The sequence below is a fragment of the Acetobacterium wieringae genome (genome assembly GCF_023700225.1).
Lineage (GTDB): Bacteria > Bacillota > Clostridia > Eubacteriales > Eubacteriaceae > Acetobacterium > Acetobacterium wieringae.
The window spans coordinates 557,260-579,872 of sequence record NZ_CP097897.1; the positions used below are offsets into that span (position 1 = coordinate 557,260).

The following is a 22,613-nucleotide window of genomic DNA, read 5'->3' on the forward strand; positions in this document are numbered from 1 at the left end:
ACCCGCCTAAAACTTGTTAAATAAAAAAATTTGGAGGAAAAAGATGCGTATTGCAGAGATGTTTGTCAAACCGATTGATCGGGATATTAAAGGCGTCATTAAAGTCGGCCAGGACGACGATGTCAACATTTATCAGGAACTGGATGAATATGTGGTTACCAAAGAGTTGCTCAAACATTTCCGCAGCTTTTTCGAAAGTTATAAAAATGGCATCGCTGGCCATACCGATAAAATGGGGGTCTGGATTTCCGGCTTCTTTGGTTCCGGTAAGTCCCACTTTCTCAAGATTTTATCCTATCTGTTAGAAAACAAAGACGTCAACGGCAAAAAAGCCATCGAGTTTTTTACCGATGGCAGCAAGCTAAATGATCCGATGATTATGGCAAACATTCGCCTGGCCGAAAATGTCTCAAGTGACGTGATCCTCTTCAATATCGATTCCAAAAGCGAATCCAACTCCAAATCCGCAAAAGATGCCATCATCGATGTCTTTATGAAGGTTTTCAATGAAATGCAGGGCTTCTGCGGTTCACTGCCCTTTCTGGCTGATCTGGAACGTAAACTCGCTGATGACGGAAATTTTGAAAGCTTTAAAGCCGCCTATCGTCAAGCTTACGGCAATGCCTGGGAAGATGCCCGGGAGGACTTCTATTTTATTCAGGACGAACTGGTGGAAGTTTTAGCAAAACAGGGGATTATGAGTGAGGAAGCCGCTCGAACCTGGTGTGAGAAAGCTGCTGACACCTATACTCTCTCGATCGAAAAATTTGCCAACCTGATCCGACACTATTGTGACAAAAAGGGTAGTAACCATCATGTCGTCTTTATGGTCGATGAAATCGGCCAGTACATAGCTGATGATGCCCGACTGATGCTCAATCTTCAAACCGTCACCGAAGATCTGGGCACAGCCTGTGGCGGTAAGGCCTGGGTGATCGTTACCAGTCAGCAGGATATTGATGCTGTTGTCACCGTCAAAGGCAATGACTTCTCGAAAATCCAGGGTCGCTTTGATACCCGTCTCTCGCTGTCCAGCGCCAACGTTGATGAAGTCATCCGCAAGCGGATTCTGGAAAAAAATCAGGCCGGGATGATAACCCTGCAGCTTTATTACGACCAAAAAGAATCGGTGATCAAAAACCTGATCACCTTTTCCGGCGAAGTCGAAAAAAAGCTCTACCGCAACCGTGGCGAGTTCGCCGGGGTTTACCCCTTTATCCCTTATCAGTTCAACCTGTTAGGACAGGTTTTAACCGCCATCCGTAATCACAGCGCCTCCGGAAAGCATCTGGCCGAAGGGGAACGCTCGATGATTGCCTTGTTCAAGGAATCGGCGATGTCTCTGATGGAAGCGACCGAAGGAGCGCTGGTGCCCTTTTATACCTTTTACAACGCCCTGGATCAATTTATTGACCACACCCACCGCATTGTCATTAAGCAGGCTGAAGAAAATACCCTGCTGAAGCCGCAGGATGTGGAGTTGTTAAAGATTCTCTTTATGATCAAACACGTCAAAGAGATTAAAGCCAATACCGAAAACATCACCACCCTGATGGTGTCAAACGTTGATGATGACCGGATCAACCTCAGAAAAAAAGTAGAGGCCTCGCTAAGCCGCCTGATTGCCCAGACCCTGGTTCAGAAAAACGGCGAGGTCTATATGTTTTTGACCAACGAAGAGCAGGATATTAACCGGGCGATTCAGAATGAAGCGGTGGAAATGGGCGAAATCATCAACGAAGCCGCCGCGATCATCTTTCAGGGTATCATTAAAGAAAACAAATACCGCTACAATAACCGCTACCATTTTCCCTATAACCAGATTGTCGATGGACGGTATTTTAAGAACAACCAATCCGAGGAAATGGCAGTTCAGATTATTACCCCCTATCATGATGACGACTACAAAACCGAAACCCTCCGGATGCTGTCGGCCCAGAAGCCCCAGGTGCTGGTGCACCTCCCCGGCGACGCCACCTTTCTGGATGAAATTATCGAGCAATTGAAAATCAGTAAATACTTGACTAAAAAAGGAGTGGAGCTGGAGAAGAACTTTGCCAGCATTAAACGGGCTAAAGAGGATGAACTCGGCGAAAAGAAACAGCGGATCCGGATTTTTATTGAAGAAGCGATTAAACATGCTGATATTTACGTGTCTGGCGATAAGACCAATATTCCGGCCAAAGACCCGGAAAGCCGGATTAATGATGGATTAAGTAAGCTGGTCAATGCCCGCTACAACAAGCTCTATTATATGGAAACCCAGCCCCAGTCTGCCGATATTGAGCAGCTTTTCAAGTCAACCGGCCAGATTGTCATGGGCGATTCCAATGCCCCGGCGGCCAACAACCTGGCGCTGGAGGATCTATTAAACGCCATTGAGCTGCTGTCCCGGCACACCAGAATTTCCTTAAAATCCCTGATCAAACATTTTTCCGATGCCCCCTACGGGTTTATTGACTGGGACGTCCGTTGGTTGGTCGCGATGCTCTTTAAACAGGGAAAGGCCAGCCTGATTTTAAACAGTGAAACCCTGTCCCCGGTCGAAGCCGACCCTAAAGATCTGCTAAAGCTGCTGACCAAAACCGAGTTTGCCGACAAACTCTTAATTGAAAAACGGGAACATCCCACTGAGGTACAGATAAAATCGGTTAAAGAAGTGATGAAGGGTCTCTTCGCGATGACAGCTATTGAAGATGAAGAAGACACCATTATCAAAACCTTCAAATCCCGGGCAAAAAGTAAACTTAAAGAAATAGATGCACTGCTAATAGAATACCGCTTTGAACGACGTTTCCCGGGTAAGGCCATTCTTTTAAGTGGAAAAGCAATGCTGGAAAGCATCATAAATATGACCAATGCCCTGATATTTTTCAAACATGTCCATGACCACCGCGATGACCTCCTGGATCTGGGGGATGATCTGGAACCAATTATCAGCTTTTTTAACAGCGAACAAAAAAAGATTCTCAAAACCGCCTTTAACTATCTGGATATCTATGAAAACAGCAAAAACTATATTGTCGATGAGGAACTTAGGGATACCATTGCAGAAATCAGGCAGGTTGCCCAGAAGCCCAGCCCCTACAATGACATTTTTAAACTACCGGACGCTCTAAGCCGCTATGCCAAACGCCATAGTGCCCTGATTGCCGTTGAAGTCGAACCGATCCGGGCGCTTGTTTTAAATGACGAAAGAGATGTGCTGGCCCAACTGACACTGATGGAAGTTAAGGAAAAATTTGAAAGCCGCTATATTAAAACCTTTCGGGAACTGATCGATAAGCTGGAAGGTTCCAACGAAATAGCGACGGTAAAAAATATCCGTTACGAAAGCGAAACCCTGAGAGAACGCTTTATTCATGAGATTGTGGATTACAAAAACGCCATCGCGGTGGTTTACCCACCCTCACCGGTCGGGGGCGAAACGGTAGCGGAGCCACCACCTAAAAAAATGAAGATCGTCAAGCTGAAAGCCATGCAAATTCCTACGACCATCACCATCGAAAAGGAAAGCGACGTGGAAGACTTTATCCAGACGGTGAAAAGCGAATTATTAAAAGAACTGAACTGCAGCGATGACACCATCATCAATCTGACCATTTAAGGGAGCCCAGCATATGAATAAGACCGCCATTAAAGAATTTGCCGTTGGGGCGCGAAAAAAACTGATTGCCTCGGTTAAAGACAAGGCCGGAAAAATAGGGATTACCGAAGACAATATCACCACGGCCATTACCACCGGTAGCGGCTTTGCCGTGTTTCCCACCCATTTTGGGACGGAAACAAAATTGGCTGGCAAAGAACTGCTGCAACGGGAAAACCTGATCAGCCAGATCAAAGAAAAAGGCTACAACACCGTCATGGAAGAGGTAGCCTATACCTGGTTTAACCGGATCATCGCGATCCGCTTTATGGAAGTCAACGACTATCTTCCCACCCGGGTGCGGGTATTGTCCTCAGAAACAAAAGACAAGTTTGAACCCGATCTGGTAACGCTGGCGCCCGATATTGAACTGGATTTTACTGCTGCTGAAAAGGATGAGATCCTGAGTCTTAAAATGAAAAACGAGTTGGATAATCTTTTTCGGATGCTTTTGATCAGACAGTGTAACGCCCTTGGAGAAATCCTGCCGGAATTGTTTGAGAATACTTCAACAGCCAACCGTCATTATACCGAAATTCTGCTGGATATTTCCTATACTAAAGAAGACAGCGTGATTCGGGATCTGCTTAAGATCGATGAGGCCGATTTTCGGGATGCGGTTGAGATTATCGGGTGGATGTATCAGTATTATATTGCTGAACCCAAAGAGGTTCTTATTAATGCGAAAAAAACCTATAAATCTAAAGAGATACCATTTGTCACCCAGCTATTTACTTCGGATTGGATCGTTCGGTATATGGTGGAAAACTCATTGGGTAGGCTATGGCTGGAAGGCCATGATAACGCCAGTCTGAAAGCGGACTGGAAATACTATCTGGATGAAATCGAACAGGAACCGGAGGTACTGGCACAGCTGGAAATCCTGTGCCAGAATGGAAAAAATCTCAGCCCGGAAGACATTAGAGTGATCGATCCTTGTATGGGCAGCGGTCATATCCTCGTTTATGCTTTTGAAGTGCTGATGCAGATTTATGAAAGCTGCGGTTATACCCAGCGGGATGCCGCCAGACTGATTATTGAAAAGAACCTCTATGGCCTGGACATTGATGACCGGGCTTTTCAACTAGCCTATTTTGCCGTGATGATGAAGGGGCGAAAATACAACCGCCGGATTTTAACCAGTAGAATAAAAACAAATATTTGTGTTATTAATGAGAGCAATGAGATTAAATCGGAACTGAGCAACTTTATTGCAGATGGGAATGAAAGTTTTTTAAAAGATACCCAAGCGCTTATTGAGGTGTTTACGGATGCCAAAGAATACGGTAGTATTCTGGAAATGCCGCTGCTGGATTTTGAGGCATTAAGCAAAAGGATAAAAGAGATTAATGAAACGGTTTATGACAATATTATGGATCGGATTGCTCAGGATGATATAAGAAATCGCTTTGTACCTTTGCTAAAACAGGCAGAGATTTTGGTGAGCAAATATGAAATAGTCTGTACAAACCCACCATACTTGAACACAAAATATATGCCAGCCAATTTAAAAAAATATATTGAAGCAAAATATTCCGACTATAAAAGCGATATGTTTTCAGCATTTATGGTTAAATGCAGTCAAATATGTAAAAAGAATGGTCATATTGGGTTAATTACGCCTTTCGTTTGGATGTTTATCAGTAGTTATGAAAAAACAAGAAGTTATTTGATCAATAATACCACAATATCTTCTCTAATTCAGTTAGAATATAATGCGTTTGAAGCTGCCTGTGTGCCAGTATGTACATTTACATTGAGAAATTTTTGTTCGAATATACCAGGCGAATATATTAAACTTTCGGACTTTAAAGGTATTGATGTTCAAGCACCTAAAACGTTAGAAGCAGTTAAGAATAGAAATTGTGGTTATAGATTTTCAACAAGACAAGAGAATTTTGAAAAAATTCCTGGAATGCCAATTGCTTACTGGGTGAGTAAAAGAATATATCAAATTTATGATAGTGCTAAGATACTTGCTGATGTAACTAATGTAAAAAAAGGTTTGGCAACTGGAGATGTGGAATTATTTATAAAATATTGGTATGAAGTAAATATTCAAAAAGTATCATTAGATAAAAGAAGTAACTTTTGGTATCCATGCCATAAAGGTGGTGATTTTAGAAAATGGTATGGTAATTTTGAAAAAATAATTAACTGGAATAATAATGGCGAGGAAATAAAGAACTTTAAAGATAAGAATGGAAAATTACTATCAAGACCTCAAAATTTAGGATTTATGTTCAAAAAAGGGATAGCATTTTCCAAAATTACATCAGCAGGAACAAGTTGTAGGGTAATGATGGGAAATGAAATGTTTGATGATGCTGTCCAAGGTTTTTTTGTTAAAGATGAGGAACTTTATTTTTCAATATTAGGATTATTAAATTCAAAAATAGTAAAATATTTCTTAGGTTTCTTAAATCCTACAATGAACAAACAATTATATGATCTAAATCGTATTGCTGTGTTATTGCCTACAGAGGACTTTAGATTGGTAATAAAAAGCACTTTAACTTTTTGTCAAGATGATTGGGATTCATTTGAAACTTCCTGGGATTTCAAACGACATCCTCTATTAGTACACGAAAATCGCTACTATGCATCATTCGAAAATGATAGAGTTTTCCGAAAAGATGAAGAGGCTCATATCCCATACAAACATTCGCTTGCTCTAGCTTACAGCAATTGGGAAACCTTTACCGAAAACCAATTCGCCCAACTCAAAGCCAACGAAGAAGAACTCAACCGGATCTTTATCGAAATTTATTGTCTGGAAGACGAGCTTACTCCGGAGGTTGAAGATAAAGACGTCACCATCCGCAAGGCCGATCAGGGCCGGGATATCCGCTCTCTGATTTCTTATGCAGTGGGCTGTATGCTGGGTCGCTATTCTCTGGATATAGAAGGTCTTGCCTATGCCGGTGGGGACTGGGAAGCCGAACAATACACCACAATCATTCCAGATGCGGACAATATCATTCCCATTACCGATGAGGAATATTTTGATGATGATATGGTGGCTCGACTAGTCAACTTTGTCAAAGTGGTTTATGGGGAAGCATCTCTGGAAGAAAATCTGGACTTTATTGCCGGTGCCTTGGGGAATAAGGGCAACAACTCCCTAGAGATCATCCGGAATTATTTCCTCAAAGATTTCTATAAAGACCATCTTAAAATTTATCAGAAACGTCCGATCTACTGGCTCTTTGATAGCGGCAAAGAAAACGGTTTTAAAGCGCTAATCTATATGCACCGTTATGATCAGGACACAGTCGGCCGGGTGCGAACCGATTACCTTCATAAAATCCAGGCCAAGTTGGAAGATAGTCTTAACCACTGCAATGTCATCCTCGCTAGTGAAGCTCCAGCCGCGGAGAAAGCTGCAGCAGTGAAGAAAAAAGAAAAACTGATCAAGCAACTGGCCGAAACCAGGCTTTATGACCAGGCCATCGCCCACATCGCCCTGAGCCGCATCAAAATCGATCTGGATGACGGGGTCAAGGTGAACTACGCCAAATTCCAGGATGTCGAAGTCGCCAGTGAAGGGAAGAAAGCGGTTAAGGTTAATCTGCTGGCTAAGATATAAACTCTTTCGGCAAAATGACCGATCGGTGTAAGGGCAAAATTTACACGACCTGAAAATGGTGATAGAATAGTTTAAATAGAGACATAAAAAAATGCCGATAAAATAAGGCTTTAACAATCTAAGAAATTTCAGAAAAGAGGTATATGTGATGAAAAAAGAATGGACGCTCCATGTTGAAAACTTTGCTAAAATTGTTTCAGCCGATATAAAAATAGCACCGCTGATGTGTTTTGTCGGAGATAACAATAGCGGAAAAAGCTATTTAATGAGCTTGCTGTGGGGCTTGTTGACTTACAGCAAAGATTATTTTCCGTCCAAACCATCGGAGTCGGCCAGTTATAAAGCCTGCGAAACCTTTGTAAAAAAGAATATTGGCAAGGACATGCAATTATCAAATTTGGAAATACAGATTTTTATTGACTGGTTTAACCAGATATTGGCAAAAAATGCTAAAGCATTAACAAAAAAAATATTCAACTATGAGATGGAAATCGGGAAAATAGAAATTCGTGACTATTCGATCAAAGATTCTTTATCAATGAAGTGGAACAATGATGGGGTACGCTATTCATTTAGGAATAATACCATCACGATTCCGTTAAAAGAAAACCATACCAAAGAAGATATTTTTATAACCTGCGTTTATTTTTGTTGGAATATTGTCATGGAAGGAATCGCCGCGCCTCTTTATACACCGGTTGTCAAAGGCCGAAGAAATGGCGAGCCGGTTTACCTGCCAGCCTCTCGTACAGGGTTTATGCTAACCTATTTGCAGCTGCTGGATGCATCGTTGACCAACAGCTTTTCAGGAACGGATGAAACGGGTAACAGTAGCACCTTGACCATGCCCTACGTTGATTTTCTGAGATTGATATTAAAATTTGAAAATGTCAGCAAAATCCCGAAAAAGAATGAGCAATTGATCGAGTTTATTGAGGAGCGGATGATTGGCGGAAAAATAGCAATCAAAAAAGAATACGCACCGACTTTTAATTATATACCAGCGGGATCAGAGAAAGAGCTTCCCCTTTATATTTCATCCTCGGTGGTGGCTGAGGTTTCGCCCTTGCTGTTATTGTTAAAATCAAATATTCAATTTAATACCATGATTATTGAAGAACCAGAAGCGCATTTGCATCCAAGACTCCAATGGGAGATGGCAAAATTGATTATAAAATTAGTGAATAGTGGGATCCCAGTTTGGCTTACCACCCACAGTGATACCATTTTACAGCATATCAACAATATGATAAAACTGGATAACAATGCGGATAAAGCTAAATTGATGGAAGAATATTCTTATTCAGAAGACGATATGATCAGCAGAGAAATGATCACGATGTATCAATTTAACTCCAACAATAAGGGAAAGACCACTATTGAATCGCTGGAATCGAACGAATACGGCTTTGTTGTCCCCACTTTTAATGCAGCATTGGAAAACTTGGTCAATGAAGTATATGCATTTCAGGAGGATTAAATGATATCTGAGACAAGAATTCAGTATGCACTGGATCATTTTATTGCAGAAAAATATTTTGATGCGGAATCGGAAGAATATCTACTAAAAGAAATGTGTGATAGTGGCAAAAGTGAATTAAAAATCAAAATCACTGGGGATAATCTCTGTATTCAAGATTTTGATAACCGGGGTAAATGTAATTTTGTTAGACCAGACAAAACAATTGGTATGAATAGAAGTGTGGATCACTTGATTTTCAGAAAAACAGATGATCAGTGGGAACTGCATTTGATTGAAATGAAGAGTTCTATCAAGAACAGAAAATGGATTGAGGTCAAGCAGAAATTTAGAGCCAGCTATTTAAATGCCAAGGCGATTGCAGCTTTTATTGGAATTACAATTGATAAAGTGATACTGTATACAACATATGAAAATGCTGAAATTACAGACCGGCCGGGTAAGACAACAGATTTGAAAAGCTACGCACCGAAACTGGGAGAAAAATTAATCGACATCAAAAAAGAATGGGACACTGGAATTGTAGAGCTCAATTTTGGTCAATATGATGCATTTCGACATACCAAAATAAAAATGATCAGATCTGATGATCAAACTACGTTACTGGGGGAATACTCGATATAAATGCATGGGTTTTGAAGTGATAAGGGAGTGACGTATGAATCTGCAAACCATCCAAGAACAAATAAATAAAAAATTTCAGGGAGATAGTCGAAGGCTTGTTTTCTGGTACGATGATAAGGGCGAGTTTATCAATGATGTTGATAGTCTGGTCTTGGACAATGCAACGATCTATCGTTTAACCGGGGACAACACGCTATACACCAAGTTTTTATTTGAGTGTGAGGATCTGACCAACAATTACCTGATCTATGCACCCTTCCCTAAGCCAGCGGACAAGGATAACCATTTGGCAGATACTGCTTATTATTCCCGGCAATTTTTCACGGATCGCGTTTCGCTGCTGTGCAGTACCTATGCTATCCCGGAAAAGTATCAGGAACAGCTTTCCCATTACGGAAAATTCTGGAAATCCAATGAACGGATTGATAAGTTTGTTGCTTTAGGGATTGAAGAATATAATCCGGAAATCATTGAAATCGGACTGCTTGCCGTGATGGCAGGAGAGACAACCCCCAGTCTGGATGAGATTTTGAAAAAAATGATTAATCGTGGTGGATTAAAAGAGAACAAATATTTGGTTGAATTTGAAAAAATGGATCTGTTGTCCAGTTTCTGGGCCTTGTGTGCTAAATATTATGGTTATACAGAGGAAAACAAAAGCTTTGAAAAGTTGGTTGCCACGCTTTTGGTTACCCATACTGCCAATTCGTTTACCGGGGAACTGCCAAAAAGCTGGCAGCCTTTTGTTTCGCATAAGAAAAACGATGTAGCTATTTTTGTGTCTAATTTTATGAATAATATTTACTTGCAGGATCGCTATGATGAAATCGCCAGAGAAATTGGCCGGAAATTAAAAATCGATGATTTTTTGGCTTCGGTTCCGACTGAGAAATATTTTGAGTGTGACACCTTCGCAGCCTTTGATGTTCTTATCATCAAGGCGGTGGTCGAAGACCTGGTCAATCGGGGCGCCCCGCTGCCAGAGGAAGACCGGGAAATGATCAGAAACCGTAGCGCCCGAAAACACTTTTCCAAAACCTATCAGCACCATTACAAAGCTTTGGATAAGGCCGATCAGCTGGTTGGCGGTATTCAGGCATTTTCAAAAGAACTGCTTGAAGTAGGGAATGCTGATGGATTTATTCAGATGTATGCCACAAAATGGGAGAGCATCGACCGCTATTACCGCGGTTTCTATACAGCTTATGACAAAATCCCGGGCGATGAGGCATTGCATCAATTAAGAGGCTGGGTTGAAAACTTGTATACGAATGACTATCTGTTGAAGTTGTCGATTGCCTGGGCGGATACCCTGGAAAAGGTCAGTGGCTGGCATCAATTGGCTGGCGAAAAACAGTGGCATTTCTATCAACGGCAGGTCGCAACGGTGGTAAAAAGAGAAGTAACCGTGGTGATTATCTCCGATGCCCTCCGTTATGAAGTTGGGGTTGAACTTGATAAACGACTGAATGAGCGGGCAAACACCAAATCGGAAATCAGTCCGATGATTTCAGTGTTGCCATCTTTTACCCGCCTGGGTATGGCGGCGCTGCTGCCGCATCAATCCCTGACCATTAATTCAGCCAGTGAAGTGCTGGTCGATGGGATGCCCTGTTTATCCAGTGAACAGCGGGAGAAGATCTTAAAAACCCGTCATCCGCGATCGCTTGTTGCCAGCTATCAGGCGGTGATGGCGATGAATCGGGAGTCCGTCCGCAAACTGATGACCGGACAGGAGCTGATCACGATCTATCATAATCAAATTGATGCCCGGGGCGATCATATGGCCACAGAAAGTGAAGTGTTTATGGCAGTAGATGAGACGGTCAGTGAACTCATGAATTTGATTCAAAAGCTGACCGTCGATAAATCGATTACCAATTACATCATCACCGCCGATCATGGCTTTATTTACAAGCGGGATAAATTGGACGAAAGTGATAAGGTAACATTGTCGAAACAGTCCGGCGACTTTATCAATAAGCGGTTCATTCTTTCTAATGAATTGCCGGACTTAAAGGGCACGTTGACCTATCCACTGGACTATGTCGGAACCCAGAACAGCGATGTATTGGTTACCGTTCCCCGCGGTGTCGATATTTTCAAAACCCCGGGCGGCGGGCATAACTTTGTCCACGGTGGCGCCAGTCTTCAGGAAGTGGTGATTCCACTGATAAAAGTCAAGACCGAAAAAAGAAAGCAAAACGTCGAAAATGTCGAGGTTGTCCTAACCTCGGTGACCCGCAAGATTAACAACCTGATTGTCTATCTGGATTTTCTTCAAAAAGAGGCTGTTACCGATCGTCTGCGGCCAGCCAGGATTGAAGTTTACTTTGAAAACGCGTCCGGCGATAAAATATCCGACCGGGAAATCATCGTGGCGGATCGAAAAGACCGGGACGTTGATAATCGCATGTTTAAAGAAAAATTTATCTTTAGAAATCAGAAGTATTCAAAAGATGAAAAGTACGATCTGGTCATGAAGGATGTCGGATCGGAGATGGAAGTGGCACGACATGAATTTATCATCGATATTGCCTTTGCAGATGATTTCGGATTTTAGAAAGTAAGGATGACTAAATGAATGCATTATCTGAAAAGCTAATCGAAAATTTTGCTGGGAAAATCGTGCGCAAGGATCTGACCAAAAAAATCAAAGAGGGTGTCAATGTCCCCATTTATGTACTGGAGTACCTGTTGGGGATGTATTGCTCAACCACTGACGAAGAGCTCATTACCCAGGGGATTGCGACGGTGAAGAATATTTTGTCGGATAATTTTGTCAGGCCGGATGAAGCACAGAAGATTATTTCAAAACTTCGGGAGCGTGGCTCTTATACGGTAATTGACAATGTTTCGGTAAAACTGAATTTTCGCAATGATGTCTATGAAGCGGAGTTCTCCAATCTGGGCATAAAAAATATCCCGGTGCCGGAACAGTATGCCTCGGATTATGAGCGGTTACTTTGCGGCGGAATCTGGTGCATTATTCAGTTGGAATACTTTTTTGATGAAGGGGACAGAAGCCGATGTCCCTTTATCATTCAAAAGCTGACCCCCATCCAGATGCCAAACCTGGATTTAGATGAAGCCATTCGCGGCCGGGAACGCTTTACCAAGGATGAATGGATTGATGTGCTGCTGCGCTCGATTGGGATGGAACCAGACAAATTTAATGACCGGGTGAAATGGCTGCTATTAACCCGGATGATTCCCCTGGTTGAGAACAACTTCAATCTTTGTGAACTGGGCCCCAGGGGGACAGGAAAGTCCCATGTTTATAAAGAAATCTCGCCCAACAGCATCCTCGTTTCTGGCGGTCAAACCACGGTCGCAAATCTTTTTTACAATATGTCCAACAAAACAGTGGGACTGGTGGGAATGTGGGACTGTGTCGCCTTTGACGAAGTAGCTGGGATTGCCTTTAAAGATAAAGACGGCGTTCAGATCATGAAGGATTATATGGCTTCGGGTTCGTTTTCCCGGGGTATGGAAGAAAAGAATGCCTCAGCTTCGATGGTGTTTGTCGGTAATATTAATCAGAGTGTCGATGTGCTCTTAAAAACCTCGCACCTCTTCGAGCCCTTCCCCGAGGCGATGGCTTGTGACAGTGCTTTTTTTGATCGGATGCACTGTTATGTTCCCGGTTGGGAGATTCCCAAATACCGACCGGAATTTTTCACTAACGAGTATGGTTTGATTACTGATTATCTGTCTGAATTTTTGCGGGAGCTTCGAAAAACATCCTATTCAGACATGTTTGACCCTTATTTCAAACTGGGGAATAATCTCAATCAGCGGGATGTGATTGCCGTAAGGAAGATGGCGTCCGGCCTGATGAAATTAGTCTATCCCCATGGTAAATGCGATAAGGATGGGGTTGAGGAAATCCTCCGTCTGGCTCTTGAAAGCCGTCGTCGGGTCAAGGAACAACTGAAAAAAATTGGCGGCATGGAATTCTATGATGTGAATTTCTCCTATATTGACAATGAAAGCTTTGGTGAAGAGTTTGTTCCGATACCGGAACAGGGCGGCGGGAAACTAATCCCCGAAGGTTTGCATAAACCCGGGCAGGTTTATACTGTCAGCCGGGGAAAATCCGGGATGATTGGCGTCTTTAAGCTGGAAACTGAAATGGTTGCCGGCTCTGGCAAATTTGAACGGACCGGTTTTGGATCGGATCGCGACGCCAAAGAAGCAATTGAAACCGCCTATCGCTATTTAAAGGCCAACAGTCGCAATATCAGCGGTACCATCAGCATGACCACCAAAGATTATCTCATGCATTTACAGGATTTGAACGGACTCGGCATCACCAGTCAGTTGACCCTGGCAGCTTTGGTGGCCCTCTGTTCGGCGGCGATGAAAAAACCGGTGATCAGCAGCCTAGCGATTCTTGGCAATCTCAGTATGGGGGGAACCATTATGAAAGTGGAAGAACTGGCTAATGTACTTCAGGTTTGCCTCGATAGTGGGGCCAAAAAGGTGCTGCTGCCGATTGCTTCCACCGTGGATATGGTCTCGGTGCCACCGGAACTGATGGGTAAATTTAATCTGATTTTTTACCAGAGCCCGGAGGATGCAGTGTTTAAGGCGCTGGGAGTGGAGTAGAAAAAGAAATAATAAGAAAGCCTAAAATACAGTTCTTAGACCTGTGTTTTAGGCTTTCTTTTTTTATTATTTATGCTGACTGATAATTTCCGAAAAAGTATTGATGGTAACTGGATAGAATTTGCCTAGAAGTTTTCAAGAAAACGAGTAACAAGTTGCATAAATATCAATAAAGGAATATAATTAAACCAGAAAACATATTTAATAAACAACTTTCATTTGTTGAATAAAAAAAACACCCCGTAAGGTGCTTGTCTTAAAAAAGGTGGATTGCTTGACGGTTACCACCATACCCCACGGCGACCTCGTTAGAAGTGCCTTATCTTAGAACTACTGATGGATATTGATAAACTTACACTAAATCAATAAAATTATCGATGGATATTGATAAACTGACACATTAGTAATTCTTTTCAATGTAATTGTATACGATTAAAAATGCATTGTCAATCTGTTTAAGGAGAAAAATTATGATAAAATACCGTCTGGGTCTGGATATCGGCATTGGTTCAATCGGTTGGGCAATTATTTCTGGCGATTCAAAAGCGGCTCGAATTGAAAATTTTGGGGTGCGGATTTTTGAATCGGGAGAACTCGATCAACTGGGAAAAGATCGAAAAAGTCAGCAGCGAAGAGGCTTTCGGGGGACAAGACGGCTGGTGCGACGGAAGAAACACCGAAAAGATCGGGTGAAAAGGCATTTGCAGAATATTGGTTTGATCAAAATTGAGGCGCTAAATCAGTATTTTGAGACAAATAATCAGGATATCTATGAAGTCCGAGTAAAAGCTATGGATGGGAAAATCAGTCCCGAAGAGATTGGTGCTTGTCTGATTCATTTTGCCAATAATCGGGGCTATAAGGATTTTTATGCCCAGGAAGGCGAAAAAAACGATCTTGATGCGGAAGAAGAAGCAGATTATGAAGCCCTGAACAATTTTGATAAGCTCTATAAGTCAACGAATTTCAGAAGTCCTGCGGAGTGTATTCTGACGATATTTAAAAAGGACGGGCAGTGTTATCCCGATTTTAGAAATAATAATTTCAAGGAAATTCATTATTTAATCAATCGTGAGTATTTAAAAAATGAAATGCACCAGATCCTGGCAGAACAAAGCAAGTATTATGGATGCCTGTCGCCAGCTAATATTGAAATGCTGGAGATCATTATCTTTAAACAGCGGGATTTTGAAGATGGTCCTGGAGATGAAAATGAAAAATTCAGACGTTACTCAGGATTTCTGGATTCAATTGGAAAATGTATGTATTACAAGGATTGGGATAGAGGTTTTCGCAGTACGGTTATCTCGGATGTTTATGCGGTGACCAATACCTTGTCCCAATACCAATTCCTCGATAGTGCAACAGGAGAATATCATTTAAATCCAGTGGCGGCAAAAGAATTGGTTCATTATCTGCTTAAGTCAGGCAATCTCACGATGACTGAAGTGAAAAAGATTCTGAAGAATTATAATTTAATTCTGAAAAAAAGCGACTTATCTGATGATGCTGCTCTTTCAAAGGCCATTAAGTATCTTAAAACGATCAAGAATGCTATTGAGACTTGCGGTTTGGATTGGAATAGTTTTATTGGTGAAGTTCAGTTTGATGTGGAAAATTATTCAAAACTGCATCAAATGGGCGAACTGATTTCGAAATATCAAACGCCTAAACGGCGAAAAAACGAACTCAAGAAATTACCATGGATGACTGAACCATTGCTAAAAGAACTGTGCTCAAAGAAAATAAGTGGTACCAGTAATGTCAGTTACAAATATATGTGTGAGGCAATCCAGGCTTTTATGAACGGCGAAACCTACGGGAATTTTCAGGCTAATAAATTAAAAGAACGGCAGGAAAATATCAGTCAGGAACATCGAAGTATGCTTTTAAAAACCCTCGATGATCCAGAAATAAAAGATAATCCAGTGGTATTTAGAGCTATCAATGAAACCAGAAAATTGATTAATGCCATTGTTCGAAAATATGGCAGTCCGGAGTATATCAATTTGGAGGTTGCCAGTGAATTGAATCGGAGTTTTTCGGAGCGCGTAGAAATTCAAAAATATCAAAAAGAAAATGAGAAAAGTAATGACAAAGTAAAAAAAGCAATCGCTGATCTTTTACAGATTGAAGAGGGGGATGTGAGTGGGACTCAGATCGAGAAGTATAAATTATATTATGAACAGGATTGCAAATGCCTTTACTCGGGCAAACCCCTTAGCGACATTGGGTTGGTCTTACTGGACAAAACCCATCGCTATGAGATTGATCACATTGTCCCCTATTCACTCATTCTGGATAATACCCTGAATAACAAAGCACTGGTGCTTGGCAATGAAAATCAGGTTAAAAAACAGCGGACGCCCCTGATGTATATGGGTAGTCAGCAAAAAGAAGATTTTATTGCCCGTATCAATGAAATGCATAATAAAAAGCATAAACAGATATCGGATAAAAAATACAAATACCTGATGGTTGAAAATCTGTATGATGAGAAAACACTTGGTATGTTAAGGGATTGGAAATCAAGAAATATTAACGATACCCGTTACATCACCAAATATTTGATTACTTATCTGAAATCTAATTTGCAGTTTAACAGCAACCGCCGGGAACCGGTTTATGGTATTAAAGGTGGAATCACGTCCAGATTCAGAAAGATATGGCTGCGGGATACAGATTGGGGCAAGGACATAAAGGATCGGGAATCATATCTGAACCATGCGGTGGACGCTGTCGTTATTGCCAACTTGACACCGGCCTATGTGGAAATTGCTTCAGACAATATAAAACTGAACCAGATAAAAAGGCGATACCGAAATACCACCAATGATGAATATCAGGATTATTTAAAACGTTGCATCAGCAAAATGCAAACTTATTATCATTTTTCACCGGAATATACGGAAAGACTGTTAACAAAAACAAACCGTGTTCCTTCGTTTGTCGATCAACTGGAAAAAGAAGTGGCCATACGTTTTGATGAAGTAAACCCGGAGTTGTTTGAAGAACGAGTGCAAGAATTCTATGGTGATTTATCAGATTTTGTGATCAAGCCCCATCTACCCATCGTCTCTCAGAAACAGGAACGGAAATTTCGGGGATCAATGGCGGATTCAAATCCTATAAAAGTGTGTGAAATCAATGGGGTTTTGATGAAAGTCAATCGCAAGAGTATTGGTGATTTAAAACCTAAAGATATGGCATTTTTAAGAACAGCAGATACGGATTTGATTGAAAGCCTGAAAGAAGTTTTTGAGACGTTTCCAACCGTTGATGCATATCTCAAGGCGCACGAATTAAAGCAGTTCAAAACCAAGAAGGGGCAAATAATCAATCGGGTCTCGGTTGTTCAAGGTACAATTAGCAACTATTATAAAAAAGAGATTGGGGAGCATAATTATTCCGTTCTTGGGGGAATGAAATATTATTGTATTGAAGTGTATCAAAATAAAAAAGGCGAAACAGCCATCTGGGGGATCAAATACACGGATCTAGTCAATAAAGATAAAAAGCTTTGGGTAAAAGAGACGGCGTTGCCAGAAGACTACAGAAAACACGTGATGTATTTGTTTAAAAATGATTATATTGAGGTGTTTAATAAGAAGGGAGAGCAGAAATTTTCCGGTTTTTATAAATCGATTTTCAATATAAATCAAAATCTGCTTTACTATGCGTTAGCAACAAAACCTTTGCAAAAAAGAAAAGCCCTTTCTATTTCGAAAAAAGATTCACTAAAAAAATATGATATCGATATTCTAGGCAACAAAGGTGGTGAAATCAAATGTTCCGCACCCTTATCATTAATACCGGCGAAAAAATAACCGTAAAGAACAATTGGCTGATCGTATCGGAAAATGAGGAGGAAAAGAAAATCCCACTCTCTGATATTTATTCTATCGTCATTGATAATCCCCGGACCACTTTGACTATTGCGGCTTTAAATGCGATTACCCAATGCGGTGCCCATGTCTTATTCTGCGACGAAAGTCATTTGCCAGTTTCTCATACTTACCCGATGAATGGGAGCTATGCCCCTTTTGGAAAACTGAAAATGCAGATTGAAATGACGGAGTTCTTCAAAGGACTGCTGTGGAAGACGATCATCCAGGGGAAAATTCAAAATCAGGCAAAGGTCTTGTCTCTGTGCAAGGTGCCAGATGAGCATGTGCAACGGATGCTGAAGTTCAGGGACGAGGTTGACTATGATGACGTCACCAATCGGGAAGGGATTGCCGCTAAATGGTTTTTTAATCGGCTTTATGGAGCTGGTTTTGTCAGAGATCATGATAATACCATTAATGCAGCGCTTAACTATGGCTATACCATTATTCGATCGTCCGTTGCCAAAACTCTGGCCGTGTTTGGCTTTAGCTGTACATTGGGTATTCACCATATTAACCGTCACAATGGTTTTAACCTGGCAGATGATTTGATGGAGCCACTCCGACCATTGGTGGATTTATGGGTTGACCAGAATCAGGAAGAATTGGTGTGTGAACTGACAAAGGAGAACCGGCGTGATCTTGTTAACCTAGTCAATCACACCGTGCTAGTGGGCAAACGAAAATATCATTTGCGATATGCGTTAACGGAGTATATCTCCAGTTTGACTTCAGCAATTGCGCAAGAAGATGTGACTTTATTGAAAATTCCAGAAATTCAAGTGAATGATATTTTTTTCAAGGGGAATGATGGTGAATAATAGAGTTATGCGAATTATAGTAATGTTTGATTTACCAACTTTAACGAAAAGTGATCGCCGCGAGGCATCTTTATTCCGAACAAACCTGATCAAGAATGGATTTTTTATGGTGCAATTATCAGTATACTGCCGAGTAACCCGTAACCATGATGATGCCAGAAAAAATATTGGAATCATCAAATCCTTTCTTCCGCCCCACGGTTCGGTAAGGGTTCTTACAATTACTGAAAAACAATATGCTTCTATGCAAATATTAATAGGCGATAAAACGGCATCCGAAACATTTCTCAATACGGAAGATATTCTGGAACTCTGAAATCGCATATTAATGCGGTTTTAGGTTATATCAAAATAATAATGGATTATGATTGCAATTAGCTAAAAAACATGTTAAATTGAATTTAAGGTTTTGGTTCTCTGATGGATATTGATAAACTTACACAAAAAAATATAAAAGAAAGGAGGTATTATGTTTTGGTTCTCTGATGGATATTGATAAACTTACACTTTAACACAAGCGAAGAAAATATGATTTTGGTTTTGGTTCTCTGATGGATATTGATAAACTTACACGGAGGTGAAGAGGATGCCATGCACAATAACGTTTTGGTTCTCTGATGGATATTGATAAACTTACACCGTATTTATTGACGAGAGTTTTAATGTTACGTTTTGGTTCTCTGATGGATATTGATAAACTTACACGAAATGTTGAGCGGTTACTTAAGACCAACAGTTTTGGTTCTCTGATGGATATTGATAAACTTACACTTTGGCCGGAAAGAGTATGAGTTTAACGGAGTTTTGGTTCTCTGATGGATATTGATAAACTTACACGAAATCCGGAAATCGATGGAGGCATGGCATGTTTTGGTTCTCTGATGGATATTGATAAACTTACACCTTGGCGTGCAAGAAAAACATGCGGGTGGGGTTTTGGTTCTCTGATGGATATTGATAAACTTACACAAAATGAAAGATCTAAGAGTCAGTCATCTGGTTTTGGTTCTCTGATGGATATTGATAAACTTACACAGGTTCGTATCGATTATCAGTCGGCATAACGTTTTGGTTCTCTGATGGATATTGATAAACTTACACACGGATAAAGAGTGAGATTAAATATTTGCGGTTTTGGTTCTCTGATGGATATTGATAAACTTACACACATTGAATAAGGCTTCTAGACGATGGCCCGTTTTGGTTCTCTGATGGATATTGATAAACTTACACTGGTGATGCAGTGGCCGGCGACGTATACCTGTTTTGGTTCTCTGATGGATATTGATAAACTTACACAGCATCGATAACCTTTTTAAACACAAACATGTTTTGGTTCTCTGATGGATATTGATAAACTTACACTGACCAGATTAGTAAAATAATTGCTGGACTGTTTTGGTTCTCTGATGGATATTGATAAACTTACACGGACGACACGGGCATAGTAGTGGCGGCAATGTTTTGGTTCTCTGATGGATATTGATAAACTTACACAAATAAATAGGCGGCCTTTCGACCGCCCCTGTTTTGGTTCTCTGATGGATATTGATAAACTTACACCCGCAGCCGAAACAAAACCCAAAGTTGATGGTTTTGGTTCTCTGATGGATATTGATAAACTTACACCGTCGGTTTCGATGTTATGAAGCTGGATAAGTTTTGGTTCTCTGATGGATATTGATAAACTTACACGCCGGGGGGATCGTGAATATAAGATTATACGTTTTGGTTCTCTGATGGATATTGATAAACTTACACTTTTTAGTTCGCAATATCTTCCAATGGTTTGTTTTGGTTCTCTGATGGATATTGATAAACTTACACTATCGCTTGAAGAATTTCAGCAGGTCGAGGGTTTTGGTTCTCTGATGGATATTGATAAACTTACACTTGTAAGCGGGAAGACTTTTTATAACATTGGTTTTGGTTCTCTGATGGATATTGATAAACTTTGGTCCTATGTCAAGATTTAGTACAAATTAAAATGAGAATTTGACACCCACATTTTAACCTGCTATTTGTAAATTTTCATTTTGTGTTTTAGTAAAAAGTTTTTCAAAATTATTCGGCGACATATAATTACAATGACTGTGGATTCGAGTTGTATTATAAAAGGTTTCCAGATACTCAAAGATCAGCCGGTAAGCATGGTTATAATCAAGGATTTTAAAGCGATTGAGCCATTCACGTTTAATAATGGCATGAAAGGATTCAATGCAGGCATTATCCCAGGGATATGCCTTTTTAGAATAACTTCGCTGCATTTTTGCCGTTGCCTTCTGGTATTCTTTTGAAACGAACTGACTGCCGCGGTCACTGTGAATGATCAATGGCGCATCGAGATTTCGACGGCTTTTAGCTTTATTAACAGTGTCGATTACACAGGAAACTTCCATTGTTTTTGACAGCGTCCAGGCAATGATTTTTCGAGAATACAAATCCATGATACTGGTTAGATAAAAAAATCCGTCCATTGTCCAAATATAGGTAATATCGCTGCACCAGACAGCATTGGGGCGTTCGGGATTAAATTGTTCGTCAAGAATATTTCTGAGTTTTTTACTGAAGTCAGAATCTTTAGTCGTGATCGTATAAGGTTTGATCCATTGAGCTTTGATACCCATTTGTTTCATGTATTTGCCGACAGTCCGCTCAGCAATTATTTCACCGCTCTGTTTCAATTTTTCGGTGATTTTCGGAGCTCCATAATTTTGCTTTGAGTCGTTATAAATGGTCTCAATTTTGGTTTTAAGAACTTCCTGTCGTTTTTGGGTATTCGATGGTTTTCTGTTAATCCATGATCGATACCCGGTTCGTGATACACCCAGTTTTTGCAGCATTCCGGAGACGGAAACCCGGCGCTTCTCGTGATGAGCAGCTTCCGCCTTTTTAGCAATCTCAACATAAATCGCTTCGGTTATTTTCCCAGAATGCCGATGGCCTTTTTTAGGACATCCAATGCATCTTGGGTATCACGCAACTCGCGTTTTAAACGCGCGATTTCTTTACTTTCATCCGATGCATAATTACCTGAACCACGACATTCAATACTGCCGCTGTCCTGAAGTTCCTTGCTCCATTTTCCCAGCGTGCTGTAACCAACGCCGAGATTTTCAGCGCATCCACGCAGACCGAGTTCCTTGTGTTCTTCATAGTACCGGACTGCATCCAGTTTGAATTGTTTATCATGTTGTTTTGCCATAATGAGATCCTCCTTCAGTACGATTCTTTTATCGTACCATGTTTTTATTAATTTTGGATTTTCTCATTTCGATTTGTACTATTTTTATTCTAGCACCACTTACACATGTTTCTATTATACATTACATCATTATTAGTTTTGGTTCTCTGATGGATATTGATAAACTTACACCCGAATCCACGATATAAATAATATTGCACCGTTTTGGTTCTCTGATGGATATTGATAAACTTACACTCCCAGATGTGACGATTAAACAAGGAGATGGTTTTGGTTCTCTGATGGATATTGATAAACTTACACCAGACCATCAACATATATATACATATTGCCGTTTTGGTTCTCTGATGGATATTGATAAACTTACACGATAACTGCGACAACTCTTTATGCTTGGAAGTTTTGGTTCTCTGATGGATATTGATAAACTTACACCGGGGGGAGGTGAACATAAAAGCGTTAAGCGTTTTGGTTCTCTGATGGATATTGATAAACTTACACTGATATTGATGTTGTCATGGATCGTGAAGGTTTTGGTTCTCTGATGGATATTGATAAACTTACACCAATGGCGCCCATGACATCGCTGCCCACCAGTTTTGGTTCTCTGATGGATATTGATAAACTTACACCGCCCTTTGTGACATGTGTATTCTGCAATAATTATTTCCTCATTTATGTCAAATACTTCATAAGTGCCTCAAAAGATGACGTATATCAGGTTTGATCAAAATTGATATACAGCATCTT

Annotated in this window: 11 protein-coding genes and 2 CRISPR repeat arrays; of the genes, 9 read left to right on the forward strand and 2 right to left on the reverse strand. The window is 40.8% G+C overall.

Annotated elements, in window-relative coordinates:
* Window positions 1–43 precede the first annotated feature (43 nt).
* The 9 genes from brxC to cas2 all read left to right on the forward strand — a co-directional run bounded on the left by brxC (window position 44) and on the right by cas2 (window position 18,974).
* Window positions 44–3,607: a BREX system P-loop protein BrxC gene (gene brxC / locus CHL1_RS02680; RefSeq protein WP_250934564.1), complete on the forward strand. Its 3,564-nt coding sequence runs from the start codon at window positions 44–46 to the stop codon at window positions 3,605–3,607.
* A gap of 13 nt (window positions 3,608–3,620) precedes the next feature.
* The gene (gene pglX, locus CHL1_RS02685; RefSeq protein ID WP_250934565.1) at window positions 3,621–7,235 is read left to right on the forward strand and encodes a BREX-1 system adenine-specific DNA-methyltransferase PglX; all 3,615 of its coding nucleotides are present in this window, start codon (window positions 3,621–3,623) and stop codon (window positions 7,233–7,235) included.
* Window positions 7,236–7,383: 148 nt separating this feature from the next.
* Complete coding sequence (locus CHL1_RS02690) at window positions 7,384–8,715, forward strand: AAA family ATPase (protein ID WP_250934566.1); 1,332 nt, start codon at window positions 7,384–7,386, stop codon at window positions 8,713–8,715.
* Complete coding sequence (locus tag CHL1_RS02695) at window positions 8,716–9,339, forward strand: hypothetical protein (RefSeq protein WP_250934567.1); 624 nt, start codon at window positions 8,716–8,718, stop codon at window positions 9,337–9,339.
* Between the two features lie 34 nt (window positions 9,340–9,373).
* Window positions 9,374–11,902, forward strand: coding sequence for a BREX-1 system phosphatase PglZ type A (gene pglZ, locus CHL1_RS02700; protein ID WP_250934568.1), 2,529 nt, complete (start codon window positions 9,374–9,376; stop codon window positions 11,900–11,902).
* Between the two features lie 17 nt (window positions 11,903–11,919).
* Window positions 11,920–13,950 carry a protease Lon-related BREX system protein BrxL gene (brxL, locus tag CHL1_RS02705; RefSeq protein ID WP_250934569.1) on the forward strand — a complete coding sequence of 677 codons (2,031 nt, stop codon included), beginning with the start codon at window positions 11,920–11,922 and terminating at the stop codon, window positions 13,948–13,950.
* Window positions 13,951–14,420: 470 nt separating this feature from the next.
* Window positions 14,421–17,777, forward strand: a complete 3,357-nt coding sequence (gene cas9 / locus CHL1_RS02710) for a type II CRISPR RNA-guided endonuclease Cas9 (protein WP_250934570.1) — start codon at window positions 14,421–14,423, stop codon at window positions 17,775–17,777.
* Window positions 17,738–18,658, forward strand: a complete 921-nt coding sequence (cas1, locus tag CHL1_RS02715; protein ID WP_250934571.1) for a type II CRISPR-associated endonuclease Cas1 — start codon at window positions 17,738–17,740, stop codon at window positions 18,656–18,658. Before cas9 ends, cas1 begins: the two co-directional genes overlap by 40 nt.
* A 7-nt stretch (window positions 18,659–18,665) precedes the next feature.
* On the forward strand, window positions 18,666–18,974 hold the full coding sequence (gene cas2, locus CHL1_RS02720) for a CRISPR-associated endonuclease Cas2 (protein WP_250934572.1): 309 nt from the start codon (window positions 18,666–18,668) through the stop codon (window positions 18,972–18,974).
* A 90-nt stretch (window positions 18,975–19,064) separates the two neighbouring features.
* Window positions 19,065–20,618: direct repeats of the CRISPR family, unit length 36 nt; unit sequence GTTTTGGTTCTCTGATGGATATTGATAAACTTACAC.
* Window positions 20,619–20,667: 49 nt separating this feature from the next.
* Here the strand turns inward: cas2 and CHL1_RS02725 are convergent.
* Entirely contained in the window at window positions 20,668–21,621 is a 954-nt protein-coding gene (locus CHL1_RS02725; RefSeq protein WP_338076062.1) for an IS3 family transposase, read from the reverse strand.
* The gene (locus tag CHL1_RS02730; protein WP_070370063.1) at window positions 21,579–21,863 is read right to left on the reverse strand and encodes a transposase; all 285 of its coding nucleotides are present in this window, start codon (window positions 21,861–21,863) and stop codon (window positions 21,579–21,581) included. The genes CHL1_RS02725 and CHL1_RS02730 overlap by 43 nt, the downstream gene beginning before the upstream one ends.
* Before the next feature lie 135 nt (window positions 21,864–21,998).
* A CRISPR array of direct repeats spans window positions 21,999–22,495; the repeat unit is 36 nt; unit sequence GTTTTGGTTCTCTGATGGATATTGATAAACTTACAC.
* Window positions 22,496–22,613 lie beyond the last annotated feature (118 nt).